Source organism: Coleofasciculus sp. E2-BRE-01, from assembly GCF_040221695.1.
Taxonomy (GTDB): domain Bacteria; phylum Cyanobacteriota; class Cyanobacteriia; order Cyanobacteriales; family Coleofasciculaceae; genus Coleofasciculus.
On the sequence record NZ_JAVKEA010000046.1, the window covers coordinates 1 to 16,777 of the forward strand.

Sequence of the window (16,777 nt, forward strand, 5' to 3'; positions counted from 1 at the left end):
TGAGTGGATCAAGTCCTGCGATCGCACTCTATCTTTATCTAAAATAGGGCTTACAGATGGAGGGAGATGATACCTGATGACAACGGTAACAAGCCAGCCTAAAATTACCTGGGAGAAGCTACCCGATGATTTTCCCTTACCCGATGATCCTGTGGATAATATTGATCAGCCGACATTAGCCGCCGCACTCAGCGACAGTTTAGAACAAACCGGGCGATTGCAAGACAATACATTAGTCGCCACGAATTACGGTGTCTGCGCTCGGTTAGAGGGTAAGTTTGTGGTTAAAGCTCCCGATTGGATGTATGTGCCTCGGATTGAGGTATCCCAAGAGAATGTCCGCCGCAGTTATACGCCACACCTGCAAGGGGATATTCCAGGAATTGTGATTGAATTTCTCTCAGATACAGAAGGAAATGAATATTCGATTAAGCCGACATATCCTCCAGGGAAATGGTATTTTTATGAGCAAGTGTTGCGAGTTCCCCAGTATGGAATTTTTGAACCTGAACAAGGTGTACTGGAAATGTATCAGCTCAATGATTCCGGACATTATGTCTTGCAGCCGCCGCAGGAGAGGCGCTATTGGATAGAAGCGCTGGGTTTATTTTTGGGTGTGTGGGAAGGAAGAAAGGGAAACCGTCAGGGGTATTGGTTGCGGTGGTGGGATGAATCGGGGCAACTTTTACCCTGGGGGGTAGAATTGGTTGAGCAGGAACGACAACGGGCGGAACAAGAACGACAACGGGCTGAACAAGAACAGCAACGGGCTGAACAAGAACAGCAACGGGCTGAACAAGAACAGCAACGGGCTGAACAGGAACGACAACGGGCTGAACAGGAACGACAACGGGCGGAACAAGAACAGCAAAGAGTTCAAGCTTTGATCGCCCAGTTACGAGCGGCTGGAATTGAGCCAGAGGCGTAAGTTAGGATCAAGGTGACCGAATTTAGGGGAGAAAGTGCTTCCTCGACATCCGCACCAGCGATTTGAGCTGCCTTATGAACCACAAGTCCTGACATGACTTGACCATGTTTTAGCAGTTCATGCTGAGCCATGTTTTCATAAAGACTGAGTTCAGAGCTTTTCATCATCTGCTCAGCTTGTTCAATTCACTGGGAAATCCCTCAATGTTTACCTTTAGACAGGTGATAGACACTATGTCTCAGTCTTAACCTAATAGTAGTTGTGAATATTGGAACTTGATATGGAAGATATTTCTGACAAAACGACTAACCTGGCACAGAAACATGGTAAGCAGATTGAGGAGCAGGGTAAACGTCTAGAGAAGCTGGGGAAATCTTTCAAAGAAAAAGGGAACTCAGAACATGGACAATCCTTAGAAGAGTACAGCCAAACCATACAGCAGGAAGCGAAGGCTATCATCGAAGAAGCTGAAAAGTCTGATCAAAAGCACGGTGAACCCTCTAATACAGCTTATGAAGCTGCTGTGGAACATCATGTAAAAGCAACTAATGCACACACAGAAGCGCTCAATGAGCAATTAAAATTTAACCAGGATTATCTGAAGGAATCTCAAAAGATGGCTAAAAAATCCCAGGACTCTGATCAGTAAGTAAGGTTTGCTGAACAAAGCAAAAACTTTTATTGAACATTCTGGAACCACTGCGTCACTCCATCCGCGATCGCACGGGCTAATCTCTGTTGTTGTTGGGGATTCGTAATCCACTCAAATTCCTCCGGATTAATCATAAATCCCAGTTCTAATAACACCGATGGTGCGGTATGAGGGCGAGTAAGTGCTAAATTATTCCAAAACACCCCATAAGCTGGACGATCTAACTGGTTCACCAGATAATCCTGCAAAAATATCGCCAAATTATGCGCCTGGGGATGATACCAAAACATACCAACCCCTTTGGTATTTATCGCGTCACCAGCATCAGGGAGGGCGTTGTAATGAATCGAAAGCGCGATCGCGGGTTGAATTTGGTTAATCATAGTCACGCGATCGCCCAATGACACCGCCTGATCCGCTTCCCTTGTCATATATACCGTTGCACCCTTTTCCTGAAGTTGATCGCGCAGTAACTTCGACACAATTAAATTCACATCTTTTTCCGGATAACCAGTGGGTCCCCTCGCCCCTAATTCTGCACCCCCATGTCCAGGATCAAGGAGGATTTTAATTCCTTTTAGCGGTTGTAAAGCATTCTCAGAATTGGGTGCTACGTTTTGAGTGCGAACAGTTGGCGGATGGCGTAAGGTGAGAATCAGATTGGTTTGGTCATATCTCAGGTCATACCCCCATTGTTGATCCGATTTCAAGTTAAACGTATAGTTCACCTGAGTTGGTGTAACTTGTTGCCAATCTAAGCGTTGAATCAGGGGGTCATCATCCAAGCGGATCACATCCGTTTGGGCGGTTGTGTTATAAAGGCTTAACGTAAACGTGCGATCGCCTTGCTGAACACTCACAGGTACAGGTGTATTTAAGGGAAACACCACCTCTGTCGCCCCTGGAATCTGACGGGCGCGGATACTACGAATCAAGGCTGTCGGCGGAACCCTATTCGGAACAATACGCACCTCTTCAGCGTTAATCCACGCGCCATAATCTAAACGGACCCATCCCCCTTCCCGCCCCGTAACCGTCGCCCTGACACCTTTGGGTAAGGGGGTGAGGCGAGAATAGGTGGTACTGGGTCCGGTTCGGGCTACACCTGCATCCACGATTACCTCAGCCACCTCTAATTCAACGGGGTTGAGAATTGAAATCTGTCCAGGTGCAGCTTGACTGATGGTTTTCCCATTCACGGTTAGTTGATAGTTTGGTTGTCCTAAATTTGCCGCGTTTTCTGCGGTTGCACAGCCTTGATAGTCACCCCTCGTTGATTGAACACCAACTTGATTTTGGGCAATTAATACGGCGGAATTGGGCGGTAACGGGACATCCTGGGATTGAGCCATCAAGGGAATTGCTTGATTTGCCAGGTTCACGGTAACGGTTGCATTTGGCGGCGCGATCGCACGAAAACAAATTAGTTCTCCAGGTAATCGGGCAATATCCACGTTTGGGGTTAGGGAATCCTTGGCAAAGCTTAACCCAGTTGGCACGTTTGGAGTCGGATCAACGCGAGTTACATTAATCTGAATGGTCTGATTTTGATAGCGCAGGGTAAAGCGATTTTTACCCAATTCCAAGGGAAAACTCGGCGCAAAATGTCCAGCCGGACTGCGGGGGATAACTTGACCATTGACGCGCACGTCTCCTGCGGATGGTGCTGTTCCAATTAAAAAAATTTGTTCCGCCGTGGTTTGATGATTGTCAGACGGATACGTCAGGAAAAGAGGTTGATCCGCCCAAGCTGGAGATGCCATAACTGATGCTAATACAGCTAATCCTAGGATAGTTTTCATTGGTTATTTGTCATTTGTCATTTGTCATTTGTCATTTGTCATTTGTCATTCGTCATTTGTCATTTGTCATTTGTCATTCGTCATTCGTCATTCGTCATTTATTCAGGAATTCATCATTTAGACAGGGCGGGTGTAGGGTGCGTTAGCGTTCGCGCAGCGTTCCCGAAGGGTAGCGTAACGCACCATTTCAAACGATAGTAGTGAAACCCGCCCCTACACATAAAACTCTTTTCTCGTCATTGATCTATTTACCTCCCCCAGCTCCCTCTGCTCCCCCTACTCCCCCTACTCCCCCTACTCTCCCTACTTCCCCAGCTCCCGCAGCTTCCCCATCTCCCCACACCTTACCTGCTTTGTCAATCGGATAAAAGATGAGTGGGTAATCCATCAATGCTTTGAATATTTTTCGCCTGCCAATATTCATAAATGCCCTGTTCTCCCTTTTTCTCTGACCATTTAACCAGAGTTTCTCGTTCACCTTGAAATTCATATAGGGGAACACCATAGCCACAAGAGGTTTGCACTGATTCAATATCTAGAACAATAATTTGTCGTTGTCCTGGCAGCGAATTAAAGTGGGTATAAAAGGTGTCCCATTCCGGAGCAACAGGGCGAATTACTCGCCCTTGACCGTAAAGGCGTAAGATTAGAGGTTTATCGGTAAAACTGCAAAACATGATCGTTAGTCTACCATCGTCCTGCAAATGAGCCGCCGTTTCATTGCCACTACCTGTTAAATCCAGGTACGCGACGGTTTTCGGATCAAGACAGCGAAATGTGTCCATACCTTTGGGGGATAAATTAATCCGTCCCTGTCGAGGTGCTGTCGCGGTAAAAAAAATCTGTTGTTCTTTGATGAAGTTTTGTAAATCTTCGCGGAGTTCTGAATAAAATTTTGCCATTGTTCTCTTACTATAGATAAAGAAAAATAAAGTATTGTAAATGTAGGCAGACAATTTGTTACCTGGTCAGTCGGAAGTGATCGCAAGTCGTCTAGCTTGGGAATAGGGATGAGCATTGAGTGGGAGAGGGGCTGGGGGCATTGTCAGGTATAGTTCATCGGGCTTGGGGAAAAAATCAGGACGAAAAAAGCGTCAGGCTTTCGGGGTGGACATTCCAGACGAGAGCGGATTTTCAACGTAAAGGATAAAAGAATCCCCAAAAACGAATCCGGCATAGTGACGAGTTGTGCATGGAAAATGGAGAAAGGATGTTCTAAGCGTGACTTGTGGCGTCTGAGATTAGGAGAAGCGAGTTTCATTGGTTTGGGTGTACAGGGTGATAGCAATTTCAATAACCGATCAGGGGAAGATTACTCTTATGAGTGATTGAGGGCGTCACACTCCAGCCCGACTCCCAACAATCTTAAAAGACTGTGGCACAATTAACGGGGTGCATCTTGAAAAGTCTGGCGTACTTAAAAATTCTATGGCTAAATTTGTCTTTGTAACAGGTGGGGTTGTATCTAGCATCGGTAAGGGTATCGTTGCTGCTAGCTTAGGACGATTACTCAAATCGCGGGATTATTCGGTGTCGATTCTTAAGCTAGACCCCTATATTAACGTTGATCCAGGAACTATGAGTCCCTTTCAACATGGGGAAGTCTTTGTCACAGCAGATGGGGCGGAGACGGATTTAGACTTGGGGCATTATGAGCGGTTTACGGATACGCTGATGTCCCGCCTCAATAGTGTCACCACCGGATCAATCTATCAGGCGGTTCTGAATAAAGAACGTCGCGGCGACTACATGGGGGGAACGGTTCAGGTGATTCCCCATATTACCAATGAGATTAAAGAACGGATTCATCGGGTGGCAAAAAATACCAATCCGGATGTGGTAATTACCGAAATTGGGGGAACCGTCGGGGATATTGAATCCTTACCATTTTTGGAAGCGATTCGTCAATTCCGTAAGGATGTGGGGCGCAATAATGTGCTGTATATGCACGTCACCCTGCTACCGTGGATTCCGTCAGCGGGTGAAATGAAAACCAAGCCGACTCAGCATTCGGTGAAAGAACTGCGTTCGATTGGCATTCAACCGGATATTTTAGTCTGTCGGTGCGATCGCCCCCTGCAACCAGGGATTAAAGAGAAACTCTCGGAGTTCTGCGATGTGCCTGTAGAATCGGTGATTACTTCTCCTGATGCCAATAGCATCTATGAAGTCCCCCTGATTCTAGAACAAGAAGGACTGGCAAACCAAACCTTAGATCTATTACAACTCTCCCAACGGGAACCGGATTTAAGCCAGTGGCAAACCTTGGTAGAACGAATGCATCGCCCAATCCATCAGGTGGAAATTGCCATTGTCGGTAAGTATATCCGCTTAAGTGACGCTTATCTGTCGGTTGTCGAAGGATTGCGCCACGCCGCGATCGCATTGGGGAGCGAATTCAACATCCGTTGGGTAAGTTCAGAAGATATTGAAACCGAGGGGGCGGAACACTTTTTAGCTGGAGTCAACGCTATCATTGTTCCGGGAGGCTTTGGTATCCGAGGCGTAGATGGCAAAATTGCGGCGATTGAATATGCCCGTACCCAAAAAATTCCTTTCCTCGGTTTATGCTTGGGAATGCAGTGTTCTGTGATTGAGTGGGCGCAAAATATTGCGCGGCTTGAGGATGCTCATAGTGCTGAGTTTGTACCCAATGCTCGGAATCCCGTGATTAACTTGTTGCCCGAACAGCAGGATGTTGTGGACTTAGGTGGTACGATGCGCTTAGGGATGTGTCCTTGTCGGATTCTGCCCAATACCTTAGCCGCATCAGTCTATGGGGAGGAGGTAATTTATGAACGTCACCGACATCGCTATGAATTTAATAATGCCTATCGTAACCTGCTTTTAGACACAGGTTATATGATTAGTGGCACATCCCCCGATGGTCGTTTAGTGGAAATTATTGAATACCCCGATCATCCCTTCTTCCTGGCGACTCAGTTTCACCCAGAGTTTAGCTCTCGACCGAGTACGCCCCACCCCTTGTTTAAAGGATTTGTGCAAGCTGCGATAGAGCAATGCCAGAGTGAAGATGCAATTTCTCCAACCAATGCTCCCATTATCCAGCAATCCCCAGTGCAGGTATCGTGACCTAGAGATTTGAATTTTGAGTTATGAGTTTACCTAAATTATCCACAACTCATAACTCAAAGCTCGCAATGGCTTGAGGAGGTTTTGTGGCGTACTGGATACAAATTGATTATGAACGCAGTGATTATGTGATTGACTTAGATCGCATCAGTGCGTTTGCCTGCGCTCCCAACGGCAAAATTATCTTCTGGTTGCCGAATAGTGCCCACCAGATTATCATTAATCAGCAAGGTGATCCAGAGGGGTATCATCAAGTTTTGGAGTATATTAAACAAGTCTGTGCTCATTCCCTAGCTGGATCTTGGATTCAAGTTAGATATGAGCGCAGTGATTATGTAATTGATCTAAACCGCATCAGTAGCTTTTCTCACGCGGCGAGTGGCAAGTTAACCTTTTGGTTACCCGATAGTTCAATTCCGATTATTATTAATGAGCAAACTGATCCAGAGAGTTATCAGAAGATTCTAGATTATATTAAACGTAAAACAGGTTATGTTATTTCTTAGAAAGTTAAATCGGAGCGGGTTTAGTTAAATCGGGGCTGGCTCAGCAACGATAGTGGTAAAACCCGCCCCTACAGATCCGCATTCCGTGAACGAAGAAGGGTTAAGACGCGCCATGGAACGGCTCTACATGGCTCCGGGAGCTGTGCTTAAGTTGACACAGATGGCGGACAAGAGACTTGCACTAAGTAGGGCTTGCTGAGCCTTGATTGATAAGGGTTTTCAGTTTGTGCAGCAAGCCCTAATTATTGGTCTGTTATGAATTCCAATCCCACATCACGGGATTATCGTCCAGGGGATCAGTAACAATACGTCCGATCGCGTCAATTTCTTGCAGTTCTTCTTGAGATAAGTTGACCTCAGCAGCCTTAGCATTACTAGAGGATTGTCCCTCATGACGCGCACCTGCGATCGCATGGGTTTGCGGTTGGGCAATCAACCAAGCCAAGGATAATTGAGCCAGACTGCAATTATGGCGTTCGGCAATTGGGCGCAGTTTATCTAAAGCTTGCTGCGCTCGTTTATAGTTGTCTCCTTGAAACAGACGATTTTTGGCACGATGATCGCCTTCTGGGAATTGATGATCGGGTCCAAATTTACCCGTGAGCAATCCTTGGGCGAGGGATGAATATGCCAAGATTGATATATTATTCTCAATGCAGTAGGGTTGGGCATCCTGCTCGACTTTACGCCAAAACAAGGAGTAAGGGGGCTGTAAGCTGTCAATCTTCCCATACTGCGCCGCTTCTTCTAACTGAGCGCGGGAGAAATTCGATACACCAATTGCCCGAATTTTGCCCTGTTCCTTTAGCTTATTCAAGGCGCTCATTGGCTCCTCAAGCGGCACTACCTCAGTATCAAATGTTCCGGGGGGCCAATGAATTTGGTATAAGTCGATATAGTCCGTCTGGAGATTTTTCAGAGAGCGATCGCAGGCTTCGATAACTTTATCGTGTTTCAGATTCCCCACCCACACTTTGGACGCATAAACCACCTGATCGCGCACATCGGATAATGCCTGGGCGACAATCTGCTCAGAATGCCCCTTCCCATAGATTTCTGCGGTATCCACCGTCGTGATACCCGCCTCAAAAGCGGCTCGGATGGCTTTAATCGTTTCCGCGTCTTCAATCCCCACCCAGGCACTCTTACCCGCCTGCCAAGTACCCATGATAATCGGTGTGATTTTGATATCGGAAGTTCCTAAAGGTCGCGTTTCCATAACCAATTCCTGTGATTGTAGACAATTTTAACTCCAATTAGCCAAGGGATTAACCGATAAGCCAATCTCATCAAATCTTCTAAGCTTTGGCAGAGTCTTGGCGTCTATCCCAGGTACAATTAGTTGAAACCTCCAGATAGTAGGTTGCTGAAAACCTCTCAGTACAAGGATATGAAAGATCATACCCGTAAAATTGCCTTAGTTACAGGTGCTAATAAAGGCTTAGGTTTTGAAATTAGTAAACAACTCGCCCAAAAAGGTATCCGCGTTATTCTGGGAGCGAGAGATGCCCACAAGGGGCGGGAAGCTTGCGAAAAACTTAAGCAAGAAGGATTAGACGTAGATTTCTGTCTTTTGGATGTGAACAGTCATGAGAGTATTGACAAAGCCGTTAGTTGGCTTAAACAAGAACTTGGTGAACTGCATATCCTCGTGAACAATGCCGGGGTGCTACTCGATAGAACAACGTCTGTATTGGATGTAGATTTTGATACGCTCTCGCAAACCCTGCAAACAAATCTTTATGGCGCTTTTCTAATGTGTCAAGCGTGCATTCCCTTGATGAAAGCATCAAATTATGGTCGCATTGTCAATATGTCTAGTACCCTTGGTTCTTTTGCAGAAATTAGTGATCCAAGCTCGCCTTATTATGATATTCTCACTCCTACCTACAGACTGTCTAAAACAGCTCTCAATGCGGTTACAGCTTTGTTTGCCAAGGAGTTGCGAGGAACCAATATTTTAATCAATTCGGCTTGTCCGGGTTGGGTGAAAACGGATATGGGTTCTGAAGCTGCACCGCTAAACATTGAGCAAGGTGCTGATACCCCTGTATGGCTGGCAACTTTACCCGATGATGGACCCACGGGTGGCTTTTTTAATCGTCGTCAGCCTATGGCTTGGTAAATAAAGTCGAGTAGAAAAGTAATGCGAATTCAGTGCAACCTTCCTACTTTCCTTCTGCCTTGGAGCCTTGTATCCACTAACCGGATATTGTATCATCCTTTCCCTTCTAAAATTTCTATCAGCCTATCTTCTAAAGCATTCCGAGCCGCCACATCTGAACAATGATCAATGAGAGATTTTGCCGCCGATATCGCGGCTTGAGCTGTGGGGAAATCAAAACCGCCAAAGGGATCAATAATGGTCGGTTCGAGCAACTGTTCTGATTCTAGCCACGTTACTGTCCAACGCCCTGTTTTTCTCTCCCAAATCGGAATAATTAAATATTCATCCCAATGGGTGTGGTAGCGTTCGGCTTGATCAAAGTTTGCCTTATAAGAGTGGCGTTTATAAACGTTATCCACTACTTTTTAATCCTCCCTGATTCTTGATGCTGTACTAAACCCTGGTTTAGAGTCCAGGACTTTGCCTTGAACGGTAATTTCCCCATAACTTAAGTTTGAAAATCTCGCCTTTTTGCTTTCGTCGTACTATCAAATATTTGACATGATTAGTCGATTTTAGCTGATTTGGGCGAGGTTTCCCAAGCCTTTATTTGTGAAACTTTGTATAGCTCCCGTTTTTCTCCTCTACCTGCTGTTTTTAGGCTGAAGCGAGATAATTGCCGTCTCGCCTCAAACGTAGAGTAGAACTTCTGATTATATCATGCGGGGACAGTCAGGGGTTGACCATTATCGGCAGGAGTCAACTGCAACAGAAAGGGAACTGCTTTTTTCTTCCAATCTTGGATGGCTGTATAAGACGCCGCCTCTTTGCCATAGCAAACTTCCAGCATCTCGGTATGGATAATACCAGGACTTAGGGGAATCGCCGCCATTCCTTTAGGTAATTCTTGAGCTAGCGATCGCGTCATGCCTTCAATTGCCCATTTAGAGGTACAGTAGGAGGAGACTTGGGGCGAGGTTGAGCGTCCCCATCCTGAACTTAGATTGACAATAATACCGCTTCCCCGCTCAATCATTGCTGGGATAAAATAGCGAATCACATTGGCGACTCCCTTGATATTGACATCAATCAGATCAGAAAAATCTTGGCTGGGAATTTCCCACAGGGGCGCTAAGTTATTGATAATTGCTGCATTATTAATCAGCAGATCCGGCGGACTGTACTCGTTGAGCAGAAGTTTTGCCCAAGCCGTGACCTGATCTTCATCGGCAATATCGACCACGGTAAAATTATGGGGAGAACCAAAGGCTTGATTGAGATCCTTGATTGCTGCCTCGTTTCGAGCGCAACCCAAAACTGTATGTCCTTGAGCGATAAATCCCTCAGTCATTGCTCGACCTAAACCCCGGCTGACACCTGTAATCACAATCACTTTTGTCATGGTTACCGTTTTCCGTTGATACCTTTCCTCTAATAGATTAAGGCGATATGGGAAGATGCGATCGCGTACCCGTTTTTCCGGAAGCTGGGGCAGGTTTCACTACTATAGCGCTTCGCGCTGGTCTATTTACACGCCTGCGAGATGTATCCTTATATCAGGAGGCGTTTAGAACACTTGTACTGTAACTAGAGGAGAGCGAAATGCTATAGAACCGCGTCGAGACAAGTCGTCGTTATTTCTCCTACTGAGTAGGTGGACACAATTAAAGTTAACGGTTGAGATTAGGTTAGGGAACTCACGAACTCTTAACAGGCAACTCTAGACACTAGGGGAATAAATTTATTGATCACTGGCAACAATCACCTACAGAATACCTTTTAAATTCAACACAAATCCCGGTAAAACATCTTCTCCTGACAAAGTAGCCGGAGAGTTGAGAATTTCTATATCCTCTCCTGAACGATAAATCTCAACTCGCTTATTTTTACGGTCAATTAACCATCCCAATTTTGCCCCGTTATCCCTATATTCTCTCATTTTTTCTTGTAGTTCTTTCAGGGAATCGGTTTCCGAACGCAATTCTACGACAAAATCTGGACAAATCGGGGCAAACTTCTTTCGTTGTTTCGGAGTTAACGCTTCCCATCTTTCCCGGCGTATCCAAGAGACATCGGGGGAACGCTCGGCTCCATTGGGAAGTTTGAAGCCAGTCGAGGAATCAAAAGCAATCCCTAAATTATTCTGGCGGCTCCAAGCTTGGAGTTGATAGGCGAGTTCAATATTGCGATTTCCCGTTTCACTACCCGTTGGTGACATGATTAGTAATTCCCCTGATGTTGTCCGCTCAAATCGGTAATCTCGATTTCTTTGACACAGATCAAAAAACTGCTCATCGGTTAAATCGATACTCAATTTTATCCGCGAAGGCAGAGTAATAGTTGCTATATTCATACAGGTATTAACACAGCATATTTTATCGAATTTTTTAAACCCACCCATGCCGATTTTATTGTGTTTCTCCTAAAAGCGATCGCCAATCTTGGATCGCCTGCTCAGACCAAAGCCAATTCTGACTCAGGGCGTCAGGTTGGAAATTCACGGGGTCATCTTGGAGAACTTTTTGGCGTAGTTTCAACGATTCATTTAACAGATTGGTGCGCTTTTCGGCTGGCTGTGGTTGAGCGGATTTCCAGAATCCTAAGGCTAATCCTGCATACGCTGTTAACGCTTCTTTCTTCGCCCCATTTCCTGCCACATCTGCATCGATTTGCTCTTGTTCAATTAAGGTTAGAGCATCTAACCAGGCATTGTTTGCTCGCTCGAAATCTCCTTCTGCGTAGTAAGCAAAGCCAAGGGCATTGTGATATTTAGCCAAGTCAGGTTGGGCTTTAGCCGCCGTTTCCCAATACCGTCGCACATCGCTGATATTATAGTTTGTATCCCCAGTTTGAAGCGACTGCCAAGCCAGACGTCCCCTCAAGAAACTGATGGTTGGATTATCCAATTGGGAGGTAGAAACAGCTTTTAAAGCTGCATCGGCTTGAGACAACGCGCCTCGATTCAGCAACGCTTCGACAGCTTCAGTTCCGGCGTCGATATTCCCCTGACCCAATTGTTCGATCGCCAAAGCCGTGACGTCACTGGTTTCGGCTTTGTCTAAGTTTATTCCTTCCAAGTCTGAGGGTTGGGGTAGACTCTGCACAGGAGACTCAGACTGTGATCGGAGCCTATCTGGTGACGGCTGACGGTTCCAAACTAGGGCAAAACTCAACAGTGCGATCGCAACTGCACCAACCCCCAATCCAATCCACAGTTTAGGCGCAACCAGCCAAGAACGCCATCCCTTTTCAATCGATTCCACTGGAGCGGGTTTCGGCGTCACTGTCTCTTCAGATGACGGCGTTGCTGTTTTTGGTACAGACGTTGGTGCTGGCGCTGCTGAGGAAACTGTGGGTTGCTGAGGCGGCGGGTTGGGTACGTCCTGATTCTCTTGTTCTGGCGCTGGTTGTGGGGGATGGTTCGGATCTAGGGGAGGTAATTTAGGTTCCTCGATCTCCGGCTCACTATCCAGTTGTTCGAGTAAATTCTTAATAAAGCTAGACGGATCATCCCCCTCATCTTCTGAGGGAGTCTCCTCTGAGGGCGTCTCCTCTGAGGGCGTCTCATCGAGCCAATTTTGCCTCGGTTGATACTCATACTTAGCTAGGGGAGGTTTCTCCTCCAGGAATTCATCCTCATCCTCTAACCTCGTTCTGTTTAACATCTGTTGTGTGAATAGCTCAGCGTCACTTTCATCAGAGACTAATGGCATATCTGGTGGTTCCGGTAACTGTAATCGTTCTTCCCGATGGTGATAGTCATCTTCCACGTTGGTGAGGAATCCATCAAATTCGGGATGCAGGTAAAGTACAGGCAGCGCCCAATATAATTGGTTAGAGCCATAGGCAGAAATTAGCCCCTGTCGCGCTCGACTCAGACTCAGATCAATGGGATAGCCTTGATTGAGATTCCGATAAAGGAGGCGAGTGAGGGTGAGTGCCACTTCATCGGGAATTCGCTCTGCCATTGCCAAAACCCCAGGAATTCCTCGTTTGACCAAGGCTTCGGCTAAATTGCGCTCTTTGCCATTATCTAAGGGGTCTGAGGTGGCTGTATAGGCACCACGACAGGAGTTAAATACGGCTAATTGCACGCCGTTATTTGCTAGCAATCCGGCTAAATCGTTGCCGTTTAAGGTTTCCGTTAATCCGGTTTTATTACTGACTAAATAAACATCACCGCCAGAATCTCCCAGACTACTATGACCTGCATAATGGAAGACTTGATATTGACCTTGTTCTAAGGCTTGGGTAAGTTGTTCTCGTCCCGGTTGTTCGAGAATGGTGAGTTGAATCGCTGGGGGTTCTTGGCGAGAACGGTTTTTGAGTTCTTCTTGTAGATGTGCTGCTTCCTGTGCCAGTTCTAAACTCTCTTGGTCACTCGGTCCAGCAATGACCATCAGAATTTTCAGGACAGGATTGGGTTGAGGGGGGAGAGAATGAATCGGTCGCATCAACCCGGTGCTGAGTTGATACCGGGAGAAGGCAACATCCGTCCCGGTTGCCAAAGGGCGATCGCCTGCATGGAGAACTTCCCAGGGTAAGCGAGGTAAGCGATTCCCTTTGAGTCCCAGGCGCAGTCGTAATACAGTGCGTTGATTTTGCGCGATCGCTTGTGCCATCATCCAGCTATCCCGCAAGCTCCCTTGGAATAAGGCATTATAGAGTTCCTGACCCAGCGCCACTAAGTTTTGGCAGGATTGACGCACTTGCTGATCTGAATTAGGCAAGAAAAACAGCTCATCCATACCGCCAGCCCCCCCTTGTAACAAGCCCAGAAGGGGATCATTCATCAATTGTCTCGCTTGCGTTAACCACTCATCCATGGGCCAACGTACTTGTTCTTCTGCCAAAGGCACCCCGGGTGCGACTCGTTCAATCCGCACTAGATGCTGGTCATCCCCCAAAGGGGTCACAGAGATATGGAATTCCTGTGCCACTGCTATTGCCTGGTCAAGTTTGCTGAATGTCAAGGGTTTTTACTGGGTTTTCAAGATTTATCGCATTCATAGTGTCTTTAGATATAGATTGATTTAATTCTATGAAAGTTTCCTTATAGAGTTTAGGGACTCAGACGCGAGTCATGTATTCAATGAGACCTTTTGATCGTATGGATGAGGGACGAGACATTAACCCTTGTTGAGAACGCTGGAATTTTTCGGCGGCGGATGCTACTGAATTCAAATTGAGGAACTGAGCCAGGATTGTTCCGGATAAACCCCGCCTATTCCAGAAGAGTGAAATGGTAGATGCACCCTGATTGACGTTCCCTGGCTCACTGATTTGGGCTAGGGATTTTTTTTTAGCCATAGTGGGTAAGCCACATCCAGCATTTTTCCGTTGCTATGTACATCGGGATGAAGGAGTTTTTCCAAATGTCGGGGTGGGTTTCACGATTATCGTTTTTTTTCGCCCCGATTTTACTAAACCTGCCCCTAGAGAAGGTTTCAGTTGTGATTGTACAGACTGGTTCTGTTTGGGTTCAGTTTAATCTCTCTTATCTTAGCAACGGTTGCACGAGAGGGATACATCCGAAAATTCCTCTGGGAAAGGAAGTAGAAGTAGGGTGGGCATTGTCCACCAGCATACCAGTCAGTACCTGTAGGGAAACGGCATTGCTGCAAGCTGTTATGCATTTAAATTGGGTATTAGTAGCGAGCTTTCTGGCTCGCACTACAAGGATTTCTGGAACATTGCTCTACCGTCTCGAAGCGGGTCAACGGTGAGGTTTCCATATACCAACGGTGCTGGGCGCACGTCGGTGCGCCCCTACAATGCCAATCAATCCCATTAGTCTCCGGAGTGGACTGACACAGCTAAAATGACGGAATAGGGAATTATCAAACAAAATCCAACAAAACGAATTTCAGTAGACCGAAACGTTGTGCGATCGCGAAGACAAAGCCGTGGGCTACTTATGTACAACTTTGGAGATAGTGATCGCTAAAACTACTAGGGGATAAGGCTTGACGCTGGGTGTAGTGCATCTGAACTGGGGGAACGTCAGATGAAATCAAAACGATTAACAACCGCAATAAAATTAGTGGAAGCTGTAGCAGCATATCAGGCGTTTGTGCAGCGTTTGAATCCTCAGCATTAACCTTTATGTAGGGGCGGGTTTAGGAATTTAGTTTGAATCGACGCCGATAACTTTTCTACAAAACCCGCCCTTAATCCTTTGCATCTCACTGACGATACAACTGAATCCGACAAACGATAGGATTGAAGATATTAACTTTGAGGGAACAGGTTGTGCGATCTGATTTGGCTTGGCATTAAGGCTTCGTCTACGTTCCCAGAGTCCAACCTACTCGCGTTGACATGCACCCATCCCATCCCCTCTATCTGCCTCGACTACAACGTCACTGAAACCTCCATCAGTTCTTTAATCAAGGAATTGCTATCTTGACTCATTGACGGTTCTGGATGTTTGGCGATAATCACCGGAGTGTCTCCTACTTCACTATCGGGGATAGCTTGCAGAAGATAAACCTGTTCGGGATTAACATTGGCAATCACCTGGGGTGAATGAGTCGCCACAATAAACTGACAATTGGAGAAAGTTCGAGTCAGTGCTGGTACAATCTCATGTTGCCATTTTGGATGCAGGTGGAGTTCAATCTCATCAATCAGAACCACACCATTCCCTTCTAGGGGATTCCCTAACCCCGGATTCGCGATCGCTAATCGTTTGGCTAAATCAGCAGCGAGTGAGAGTAAGCCTTTTTCACCTTCTGATAGTTGATTAACGACTAATTCTCGACCTTGTTTCGTCACTGTCATCCGTAAAGGGGCACGTCGCACCCGCAAGTTAGCAAAACCGGGTAACAAAGAGGATATCGCTTGTCGGATGGCTTCTAGGAGGCGATCGCGGTGTTCGGGATTATCTCGACGCCATTCGTTTTCTAGATCCTCAAGATCCTTAAACCACTCGAAGAAGCTGCTAAAGTTAATCGACACACCCGTTAAGGCGTGGTCATAAATCGCCAGTTGGTTCGACCAATAGTATTTTGTTGTTTCTTGGGTAACCTTGTCGCAAAACTGGCGGTTGACGGGATAGTAAACCACGACGGGTAAATTCACATTCAGATTGTTTTGCAACTGATTCTTAATTCGCAAACAAATTCCTTCTAATTCTCGAATGTTCCCGCCTCTGGGTCGTCCCTTGGTATTGGATAATGAGAGAAACCAACTGATCTGCCGTTCCCTCAGGGAAATCGTGATCTCATTTTTGGTTTGATGGGCGCCATTGGCGATATCTTCCTGACTAAAAAAATGTCGCGGAATTTTCCGTTCTTCCGTAATGTCCTGTTCGTTAATAAAATGTCCCGTTCCAATCGGATCTTGAAGTTCCGCCACAAAATGGGAAAGTAGGAGTGCGATACAGTCGAGAATACTGGATTTTCCCGTTCCGTTGATCCCCACCAAGACTGTCGGTTCAGTCTCATGGAACTCCAGCGTCAGATCGCCGATGCCACGGAACGAGTTTATTTTCAGGCGCTTGACTTTCATGGCTTATAGTAGGCTGATGGCAATAAAATGACACCGGGATGAAAAAGCAGCAATTGTTGTTGATACTGCTGATGATACTCTGATCAGTTGAGCTTGTCCGGCAAAAGCCTCATACAATTGATTAAAGAACTCCTAGTTTGGGGTTGTATAAACGTACCCTGACACGTCTAGAACTTA

At 46.3% G+C, this 16,777-nt stretch carries 17 protein-coding genes and 1 pseudogene; 6 read left to right on the forward strand and 12 right to left on the reverse strand.

Annotation, left to right across the window (positions count from 1 at the left end; translation table 11 throughout):
- Positions 1-76 precede the first annotated feature (76 nt).
- Positions 77-928: a Uma2 family endonuclease gene (locus tag RIG66_RS05225; RefSeq protein ID WP_446375871.1), complete on the forward strand. Its 852-nt coding sequence runs from the start codon at positions 77-79 to the stop codon at positions 926-928.
- A gap of 14 nt (positions 929-942) precedes the next feature.
- On the opposite strand, the pseudogene RIG66_RS05230 reads toward RIG66_RS05225, so the two are convergent.
- Positions 943-1,113: pseudogene (locus RIG66_RS05230) on the reverse strand (hemerythrin domain-containing protein); the annotation flags it as partial.
- Positions 1,114-1,208: 95 nt separating this feature from the next.
- On the opposite strand from RIG66_RS05230, the gene RIG66_RS05235 reads away from it, so the two are divergent.
- The gene (locus RIG66_RS05235) at positions 1,209-1,577 is read left to right on the forward strand and encodes a hypothetical protein (protein ID WP_446375873.1); all 369 of its coding nucleotides are present in this window, start codon (positions 1,209-1,211) and stop codon (positions 1,575-1,577) included.
- 29 nt (positions 1,578-1,606) lie between these two features.
- Here RIG66_RS05235 and RIG66_RS05240 read toward each other — a convergent pair whose 3' ends face one another.
- The 4 genes from RIG66_RS05240 to RIG66_RS05255 all read right to left on the reverse strand — a co-directional run bounded on the left by RIG66_RS05240 (position 1,607) and on the right by RIG66_RS05255 (position 4,643).
- Complete coding sequence (locus tag RIG66_RS05240; protein WP_446375875.1) at positions 1,607-3,382, reverse strand: N-acetylmuramoyl-L-alanine amidase; 1,776 nt, start codon at positions 3,380-3,382, stop codon at positions 1,607-1,609.
- Positions 3,383-3,626: 244 nt separating this feature from the next.
- Entirely contained in the window at positions 3,627-3,770 is a 144-nt protein-coding gene (locus RIG66_RS05245; RefSeq protein ID WP_446375877.1) for a hypothetical protein, read from the reverse strand.
- Complete coding sequence (locus RIG66_RS05250; protein ID WP_446375879.1) at positions 3,739-4,284, reverse strand: pyridoxamine 5'-phosphate oxidase family protein; 546 nt, start codon at positions 4,282-4,284, stop codon at positions 3,739-3,741. The genes RIG66_RS05245 and RIG66_RS05250 overlap by 32 nt, the downstream gene beginning before the upstream one ends.
- A 143-nt stretch (positions 4,285-4,427) precedes the next feature.
- Positions 4,428-4,643 (reverse strand): hypothetical protein, encoded by a 216-nt coding sequence (locus RIG66_RS05255; RefSeq protein ID WP_446375881.1) that lies wholly within the window; start codon positions 4,641-4,643, stop codon positions 4,428-4,430.
- Positions 4,644-4,810: 167 nt separating this feature from the next.
- Between RIG66_RS05255 and RIG66_RS05260 the strand changes: the two genes are divergently transcribed.
- Both RIG66_RS05260 and RIG66_RS05265 read left to right on the forward strand, forming a co-directional pair.
- Positions 4,811-6,475 (forward strand): CTP synthase, encoded by a 1,665-nt coding sequence (locus tag RIG66_RS05260; RefSeq protein WP_446375883.1) that lies wholly within the window; start codon positions 4,811-4,813, stop codon positions 6,473-6,475.
- Between the two features lie 86 nt (positions 6,476-6,561).
- The gene (locus RIG66_RS05265; protein WP_006099378.1) at positions 6,562-6,981 is read left to right on the forward strand and encodes a hypothetical protein; all 420 of its coding nucleotides are present in this window, start codon (positions 6,562-6,564) and stop codon (positions 6,979-6,981) included.
- Positions 6,982-7,234: 253 nt separating this feature from the next.
- Here RIG66_RS05265 and RIG66_RS05270 read toward each other — a convergent pair whose 3' ends face one another.
- Complete coding sequence (locus RIG66_RS05270) at positions 7,235-8,200, reverse strand: aldo/keto reductase (RefSeq protein ID WP_446375886.1); 966 nt, start codon at positions 8,198-8,200, stop codon at positions 7,235-7,237.
- A 171-nt stretch (positions 8,201-8,371) separates the two neighbouring features.
- Here RIG66_RS05270 and RIG66_RS05275 point away from each other — a divergent pair, with 171 nt between their 5' ends.
- Positions 8,372-9,106: an SDR family oxidoreductase gene (locus tag RIG66_RS05275; RefSeq protein ID WP_446375888.1), complete on the forward strand. Its 735-nt coding sequence runs from the start codon at positions 8,372-8,374 to the stop codon at positions 9,104-9,106.
- Positions 9,107-9,198: 92 nt separating this feature from the next.
- Here the strand turns inward: RIG66_RS05275 and RIG66_RS05280 are convergent, their stop codons facing one another.
- The 5 genes from RIG66_RS05280 to RIG66_RS05300 all read right to left on the reverse strand — a co-directional run bounded on the left by RIG66_RS05280 (position 9,199) and on the right by RIG66_RS05300 (position 14,398).
- Positions 9,199-9,507, reverse strand: coding sequence for a hypothetical protein (locus RIG66_RS05280; RefSeq protein ID WP_006099384.1), 309 nt, complete (start codon positions 9,505-9,507; stop codon positions 9,199-9,201).
- A 299-nt stretch (positions 9,508-9,806) separates the two neighbouring features.
- On the reverse strand, positions 9,807-10,490 hold the full coding sequence (locus RIG66_RS05285; protein WP_446375890.1) for an SDR family oxidoreductase: 684 nt from the start codon (positions 10,488-10,490) through the stop codon (positions 9,807-9,809).
- A 363-nt stretch (positions 10,491-10,853) separates the two neighbouring features.
- A complete protein-coding gene (locus RIG66_RS05290; protein ID WP_446375892.1) occupies positions 10,854-11,441 on the reverse strand; it encodes a Uma2 family endonuclease in 588 nt (195 codons plus the stop codon).
- Positions 11,442-11,496: 55 nt separating this feature from the next.
- The gene (locus tag RIG66_RS05295) at positions 11,497-14,028 is read right to left on the reverse strand and encodes a CHAT domain-containing protein (protein ID WP_446375894.1); all 2,532 of its coding nucleotides are present in this window, start codon (positions 14,026-14,028) and stop codon (positions 11,497-11,499) included.
- Between the two features lie 130 nt (positions 14,029-14,158).
- Positions 14,159-14,398, reverse strand: a complete 240-nt coding sequence (locus tag RIG66_RS05300) for a hypothetical protein (protein ID WP_446375896.1) — start codon at positions 14,396-14,398, stop codon at positions 14,159-14,161.
- A 65-nt stretch (positions 14,399-14,463) separates the two neighbouring features.
- Here RIG66_RS05300 and RIG66_RS05305 point away from each other — a divergent pair, with 65 nt between their 5' ends.
- Complete coding sequence (locus RIG66_RS05305; protein WP_446375898.1) at positions 14,464-14,814, forward strand: hypothetical protein; 351 nt, start codon at positions 14,464-14,466, stop codon at positions 14,812-14,814.
- 628 nt (positions 14,815-15,442) lie between these two features.
- On the opposite strand, the gene RIG66_RS05310 is transcribed toward RIG66_RS05305, so the two are convergent.
- Complete coding sequence (locus tag RIG66_RS05310) at positions 15,443-16,600, reverse strand: AAA family ATPase (RefSeq protein WP_446375900.1); 1,158 nt, start codon at positions 16,598-16,600, stop codon at positions 15,443-15,445.
- Positions 16,601-16,777: the final 177 nt, after the last annotated feature.

Coding starts and splice junctions, on each gene's coding strand:
- RIG66_RS05225 (WP_446375871.1), top strand. CDS start 77: ATGACAACGGTAACAAGCCAGCCTAAAATTACCTGGGAGAAGCTACCC.
- RIG66_RS05235 (WP_446375873.1), top strand. CDS start 1,209: ATGGAAGATATTTCTGACAAAACGACTAACCTGGCACAGAAACATGGT.
- RIG66_RS05240 (WP_446375875.1), bottom strand. CDS start 3,382: ATGAAAACTATCCTAGGATTAGCTGTATTAGCATCAGTTATGGCATCT.
- RIG66_RS05245 (WP_446375877.1), bottom strand. CDS start 3,770: ATGGATTACCCACTCATCTTTTATCCGATTGACAAAGCAGGTAAGGTG.
- RIG66_RS05250 (WP_446375879.1), bottom strand. CDS start 4,284: ATGGCAAAATTTTATTCAGAACTCCGCGAAGATTTACAAAACTTCATC.
- RIG66_RS05255 (WP_446375881.1), bottom strand. CDS start 4,643: ATGAAACTCGCTTCTCCTAATCTCAGACGCCACAAGTCACGCTTAGAA.
- RIG66_RS05260 (WP_446375883.1), top strand. CDS start 4,811: ATGGCTAAATTTGTCTTTGTAACAGGTGGGGTTGTATCTAGCATCGGT.
- RIG66_RS05270 (WP_446375886.1), bottom strand. CDS start 8,200: ATGGAAACGCGACCTTTAGGAACTTCCGATATCAAAATCACACCGATT.
- RIG66_RS05275 (WP_446375888.1), top strand. CDS start 8,372: ATGAAAGATCATACCCGTAAAATTGCCTTAGTTACAGGTGCTAATAAA.
- RIG66_RS05285 (WP_446375890.1), bottom strand. CDS start 10,490: ATGACAAAAGTGATTGTGATTACAGGTGTCAGCCGGGGTTTAGGTCGA.
- RIG66_RS05290 (WP_446375892.1), bottom strand. CDS start 11,441: ATGAATATAGCAACTATTACTCTGCCTTCGCGGATAAAATTGAGTATC.
- RIG66_RS05300 (WP_446375896.1), bottom strand. CDS start 14,398: ATGGCTAAAAAAAAATCCCTAGCCCAAATCAGTGAGCCAGGGAACGTC.
- RIG66_RS05305 (WP_446375898.1), top strand. CDS start 14,464: ATGTCGGGGTGGGTTTCACGATTATCGTTTTTTTTCGCCCCGATTTTA.
- RIG66_RS05310 (WP_446375900.1), bottom strand. CDS start 16,600: ATGAAAGTCAAGCGCCTGAAAATAAACTCGTTCCGTGGCATCGGCGAT.